This is a genomic window from Wolbachia endosymbiont of Mansonella ozzardi, from assembly GCF_020278625.1.
Taxonomy (GTDB): domain Bacteria; phylum Pseudomonadota; class Alphaproteobacteria; order Rickettsiales; family Anaplasmataceae; genus Wolbachia.
In genome coordinates, this window is sequence record NZ_JADAKK010000083.1 from 1 (window position 1) to 2,140 (window position 2,140).

Annotated in this window: 1 protein-coding gene; it reads left to right on the forward strand. The window is 35.7% G+C overall.

The window, feature by feature from the left end:
• Window positions 1–378 precede the first annotated feature (378 nt).
• Entirely contained in the window at window positions 379–1,905 is a 1,527-nt protein-coding gene (locus tag IHO40_RS05610) for an acyl-CoA carboxylase subunit beta (protein ID WP_225537151.1), read from the forward strand.
• Window positions 1,906–2,140 lie beyond the last annotated feature (235 nt).

Sequence of the window (2,140 nt, forward strand, 5' to 3'; positions counted from 1 at the left end):
CTCTATAATACTTTAAATTGGCGTTATAATAATTTGCTGACGCTTAGTTTAAGCAGGACTTGGCTGAATGTAGAAAAAGTGAAAAGGACATGCAGCCGCTATAATTTGATACAATCCACTGAAAAATACCCTGAGTTTTTTACTGAATTTTGTCATTGAGCCTGGAGATCAAAAACAAGCTTTGAGTTAGAAACACCCTTATTTTTACAGTAGCAAGGCTGGCAAAGGTTGTCAAGTAGTTTTTTTGCTTCTATTGAGTAACGGCTGATCAAATCATAATGAGGTTCTTAATAGGAAGTCCCTATATTAAAAATAGAATTTTTTACACTTTAAAAAAGTAATGTATACTTTGTTGACTGAAAATCACTTTTTTTTGATATGCAAGACTTTACAATATTAGAAAACCTAAAAGCCAAAGCACTAGAAGCTGAAAAAGGAGGCGGTTCTGATAGAATCAGCAAACAACATGCAAAAGGGAAACTAACCGCTAGAGAAAGGTTGAATATACTGCTCGATGAAAATTCGTTTGAAGAATACGACAAATTCGTAAAACACCACGCAACTGACTTTGGCATGCAAAGTGCTAATTTTCTAGGTGATGGGGTTGTAATTGGCCACGGCACTATCTACGGCAGAAAAGTTTTTGTTTACTCTCAGGATTTCACTGTCTTTGGTGGTTCACTTGGTCCGTCACATGCAAGAAAAATATGCAAAATTATGGATATGGCAATCAATGCCAGAGCTCCAATTATCGGGCTAAATGACTCTGGTGGGGCTAGAATTCAAGAAGGAGTAAATTCCCTTGCTGGCTATGGAGAAATTTTTCAAAGGAATGTAAATGCATCAGGCGTTGTACCACAAATCTCTTTAATTATGGGTCCATGTGCTGGCGGTGCAGTTTATTCTCCAGCATTAACTGACTTTACTTTCATGGTGAAAAATAGCTCATACATGTTCATAACCGGACCAGATATAGTAAAAAAAGTCACTTACGAAGATGTAAGCCACGAAGATCTCGGTGGAGCAAAAATCCATACAAGCAAAACAGGAATCGCAGACTTTGCGTTTAATAATGATGTTGAAATGCTGCTAAAAATGCGAGAATTCTTTACCTTTTTGCCAGCAAATAATCAACAATACCCGAAACTTGTACCAATCTGCAACGGTATTGATGACGTTGATGAATCTTTAAGCACTTTAATTCCTCATAGTCCTAATACTCCCTACGATATGTATGAACTGATTGAAAAGGTGTGTGATGAAAGGAAGTTTTTTGAGCTAAAACCTGATTTTGCCCGTAATATCATAATTGGTTTTGGTAGAATTGAAGGTAACACTGTTGGCATTGTTGCAAATCAACCTATTCACCTTGCAGGATGTTTAGATATTGATTCTTCAAGGAAAGCTGCAAGGTTTGTAAGGTTCTGTGACGCATTTAACATCCCTATCATCACACTCATTGATGTTCCTGGGTTCCTACCAGGTACAAGTCAAGAATATAATAATGTAATACAACACGGAGCAAAGCTGCTCTACGCTTACGCTGAAGCAACTGTACCGAAAATTAGCCTTATCACTAGAAAAGCGTATGGTGGTGCATACATTGTTATGAACTCTAAACATCTAAAAGGTGATATAAATTATGCTTGGCCGACTGCTGAAATGGCTGTGATGGGCCCTGAGAGTGCAGTTGAAATTATATTTCGACGTGAAAAAGATCAACAAACACTGGCTAAAGAGTACAAAGAAAAATTCGCTAATCCATTTTTTGCTGCATCACATGGATATATTGACGATATAATAGTGCCAAGTAAAACAAGGCATCACCTTCACAAAGCATTAGAGCTACTCAAAAACAAGAAAGTAGAAAGAATATGGAAAAAGCATGATAATCTACCTTTGTAACTTTTTTCTAGTTTTTTTTGTAATTAATTTTTACTTAAATTAAACAGACTAGATTCTGTAATTTTAGGAAGGTCACAATCTTTCACTTGCGCTTTTTTAGCTTAAAATAAATATAGAAAATTGCTTGAACTAGCAGTCTTTAAAAATATGGTTGAATAATTGTTAGTAATAGTGTACAACTTTCAATACTTTTTAAGTTAGTTGCTCATGGCTTTTTCAAAGTTTCTTGATCCAA

Bases quoted from the DNA above. Each gene is read 5' to 3' on its own strand.
- IHO40_RS05610 (WP_225537151.1), top strand. From the start codon at position 379: ATGCAAGACTTTACAATATTAGAAAACCTAAAAGCCAAAGCACTAGAA.